Source organism: Micromonospora orduensis (assembly GCF_006228125.1).
GTDB classification, from domain to species: domain Bacteria; phylum Actinomycetota; class Actinomycetes; order Mycobacteriales; family Micromonosporaceae; genus Micromonospora; species Micromonospora orduensis.
On sequence record NZ_VDFY01000148.1, the window covers coordinates 1 to 3,295 of the forward strand.

3 protein-coding genes and 1 pseudogene are annotated in these 3,295 nt (G+C 75.9%); 2 read left to right on the forward strand and 2 right to left on the reverse strand.

Annotated elements, in window-relative coordinates; genetic code table 11:
* Together FHG89_RS13535 and FHG89_RS13540 are read left to right on the forward strand one after the other, a co-directional pair.
* Positions 1-586: alpha/beta hydrolase (locus FHG89_RS13535; protein ID WP_244295419.1), on the forward strand; the 586-nt coding region annotated here is incomplete at its 5' end.
* Entirely contained in the window at positions 583-1,818 is a 1,236-nt protein-coding gene (locus FHG89_RS13540) for an acyltransferase family protein (protein WP_208760959.1), read from the forward strand. The genes FHG89_RS13535 and FHG89_RS13540, both read left to right, overlap by 4 nt.
* A 315-nt stretch (positions 1,819-2,133) precedes the next feature.
* Here FHG89_RS13540 and FHG89_RS13550 read toward each other — a convergent pair whose 3' ends face one another.
* On the reverse strand, positions 2,134-3,084 hold the full coding sequence (locus tag FHG89_RS13550) for a VWA domain-containing protein (RefSeq protein WP_139584735.1): 951 nt from the start codon (positions 3,082-3,084) through the stop codon (positions 2,134-2,136).
* A pseudogene (locus FHG89_RS13555) lies at positions 3,081-3,295 on the reverse strand (erythromycin resistance leader peptide); the annotation flags it as partial. The pseudogene FHG89_RS13555 and the gene FHG89_RS13550, both read right to left, overlap by 4 nt.

Consider the following 3,295-nt stretch of genomic DNA (forward strand, 5'->3'; position numbering starts at 1 on the left):
CGGGGTGTCCCGGCGGGCGCCGTCGGTGCAGGCCGGGCAGCTCTACCGGGAGCTGCGGGCGGCCGACCCGGCGGCGCGGGTGGCGGTGCTGGCCTGGCTGGGCTACGACCCTCCCGACGGGGTGTTGACGGCCGCCGGTGACGTGAGCGCCCGGCGTGGCGCGGCCGGGCTAGCCGCGCTGCTGCGGGAGCTGGCGTCGCGCCGCCCGGAGGCGGTGATCACCCTGGTCGGGCACAGCTACGGCGCGCTTGTGGTGTCGTTGGCCGCCGCGGACGCCCCGGCCCAGGTCACCGACGTCGTCAGCCTCGGCGGGATCGGCGCCGGGGTGCGGCATGCCGACGAGCTGCCCGGCGGGCGACGGCTCTGGGCGGCCGAGGCGGCCACCGACTGGATCCGTCGGGTGCCGCCGGTGCGGCTGCCCGGGCTCGGGTTCGGCCGCCGGCCGGGCGACCCCGCGTTCGGCGCCCGGCCGTTGCCGGTGGCCGGGGTGTGCGGGCACGACGCCTACCTGACGCCGGGCAGCGCCACGCTGATCGCGGTCGCGGCTGTCGTGCTGGGCGCCGACCCCGCCGGGGCGTCCCGGTGAGCCGCGACCGCGCGGTCGACGCGCTGCGGGCGTACGCCATCGGCGGGGTGGTGCTCGGGCACTGGCTGGTGACCGCGCTGGTGGTGACCGACGGCGGCGGGTTGCGGCAGGCCAGTCCGCTGGCCGCGCTGCCCGGTCTGGCCCCGGTGACCTGGGTGTTGCAGACCCTCGGGTTGTTCTTCTTCACCGCCGGGTTCGCCTCGGCCCGGTCGTTGGCCCGCCATGGCGTCCGGCCGTCGGGCTGGCTGGCCGGTCGGCTGCGTCGGCTGCTGCTGGGCGTGGTGGCGCTACTGGGCGTGGGCGCCGCCGTGCTGCTCGCCGCGACAGTGGTCGGCACCCCGGACGACACGCTCGCCGTCGCGCTGCGGCTCGCGGTCAGCCCGTTGTGGTTCCTGGCGCCCCTGGTGTTCCTGGTCGCCATGACCGGCCCGCTGCGCGCCGCGGTACGCCGGTGGGGGCTGGCGCGCTGCGTCGTACCGGCGGTGGTCGTGGTGGCGGCGGGCGACCTGGCGGCCCGTGTGCTGCCGGACGGCGCCGACGTGCCGCCGGTGACGGTGCTGGTGGCCTGGGCGGTGCCGTACCTGCTCGGCCTGGCGCATGGTGACGGCCGGCTGGCGGACCGTCGGTCGGCGGCCGGGCTGGCGGCCGGTGGCGCCGCCGCGCTGGCCGGGTTGCTGGCGCTGGGGTACCCGGTCAGCGCGGTCGGGGTGCCCGGCGCGGGGGTGTCCAACCTGAACCCGCCGTCGCTGCTCGCGGTGGCGCTGGCGGTCACGCAGGTCGGCCTGGGGTTGCTGGCCCGCCCCGCGCTGGAGCGGTTGCTGGCCCGCCCGGCGCCGGGTCGGGCGGTACGCGAGGCGAACCGCGACTCGGTGCGGATCTACCTGTGGCACCAGCCGGTCCTGGTCGCGGTGACCGCTCTCACCGCCCGGGCCGGGGTGGCGCTGCCGGGTCTGCACACCCCGCCGGACGGCCCGGCGTGGGTGCTGGCGCGCTGCTGCTGGCTGCCGCTGCTCGCCCTCGTGCTGGTCACCTTGGCGCGGGTCGGCAAGGGCCACCCGGGGGCATGGCAGCCGGGCGGTGGAGGGGCCGCCGACCGGTCGGCCGAGTGCGTCGGCGCGACACCTCAGGTGTACGATGATCGACGTTCCGGCCGGGCCGACTTGCAGGAGGTGATCGCTGTGCGAGATAGCGATCCTCCCAGTCGTGGCCGGGCCGATGGTCAGCCCCGCTGAGCCACGACTCAGTCTGGTGAGCTGACCCCGCTTTGGCTCCCCCACCGCCTCGGCTCCCGCCGGGGCGCGTGTGCCGCGCCGTCCGATCCGTCGACGGTCGCCGGGAGCCGCCCGGTCACGACTTCGTGTGCGCGTCCCCACCCCTGCGGTCCGCCCCCGCTCGCGGACCGTCCAGCCGCCACCCGGAGAGCCGTCCCATGAGCCGCTACGTCGCCCCGCTGGGCTTCACCCTCGCCGCCGTCTGGGTGGCAGTCGTCTTCGTCCTGGCCGGCGGCGGTCACTGACCACCTCCGGCCTTCCGCTCGACGCGCCCGTTCAGAGCATCCGCGACGACCAGAGCAGGCTGAGCGCGCCCGCGCAGAGCGCCAGCAGCAGGGCCACCCCGGCGTACCACTGGGTCACCTCGCGGGGCTCGGTCCGGAAACCGATCGAGCTGCCCATGTCCTGGTAGACCTGCTTCAGCTCACTCACCGAGGCCGCCTCGTAGAAGTAGCCCTCGGTGGTCTCGGCCAGCTCGGCCAGGGCCAGCCGGTCCACCGGCACCCGCTGGAGCTGCCCACCGATGTCGACCTGACCGGTGTCGGTGCCGAACGCGATGGTGGAGACCGGCACGTTGGCCGCCTGGGCGGCGGCCGCCGCCTCCTCCACCGACCGGCCGGACGTGCGGAACCCGTCGGAGAGCAGCACGATCCGGGCCGGCGGGATGCCCGCCGCGCCGTCGGCCGGCACCGACCGGATCGCCTCCAGACAGGTGAACACCGCCTCGCCGGTCGCGGTCGCCTCGGCCAGCACCAGACCGTCGATGGCGCTTGTCACCGCGTCCCGGTCCTTGCCCGGCGGCACCAGCACGTTGGCGGCCTTGGCGAACGACACGAGGCCCAGGTTGTAGCTCTCCGGCAGCTCGGCGACGAACTGCTTGGCCGCCTCCTGCGCCGCCTCCAGCCGGTTCGGCGCCACGTCGTCGGCCTGCATCGACAGCGACACGTCGATGGCGAGCATCACCGTGGCCCGCTCCAGCGGCTCCTTCGTGTCCACCGCGGGCCGGGCCAGCGCGGTGGCCAGCACCAGCAGGCAGAGCAGGAAGGCCGTCGCCGGTACGTGCCGACGCCAGCCCAGCCCCTTGGGCGCCACCGTACGCAGCAGGTCCACGTTGGTGAACCGCATCGCGTACGCCCGGCGGTGCAGCTGCCGCCAGACGTAGAACGCGGCGAGGGCGAGCACCGGCAGCACGGCCAGCAGCCACCACGGTTGCAGAAAACGGATCATCGTGTCGTCCCCCGGGTACGCGCGTGCCGCTGCGCGGCGACGAAACGCACCATGTCCAGCAGCCAGTCTCGATCGGTACGCAGACGCAGGTGGGCCGCGCCGGCGCCACGCAGCGCGGCGGCGATCGCGGCCCGCTGGGCGGCGGCAGCCTCGGCGTAGCGCTGCCGCAGCCGCGGGTCGGCGGTCTGCACCTCGTGCAGCTCGCCACCTG

Coding starts and splice junctions, on each gene's coding strand:
- FHG89_RS13550 (WP_139584735.1), bottom strand. CDS start 3,084: ATGATCCGTTTTCTGCAACCGTGGTGGCTGCTGGCCGTGCTGCCGGTG.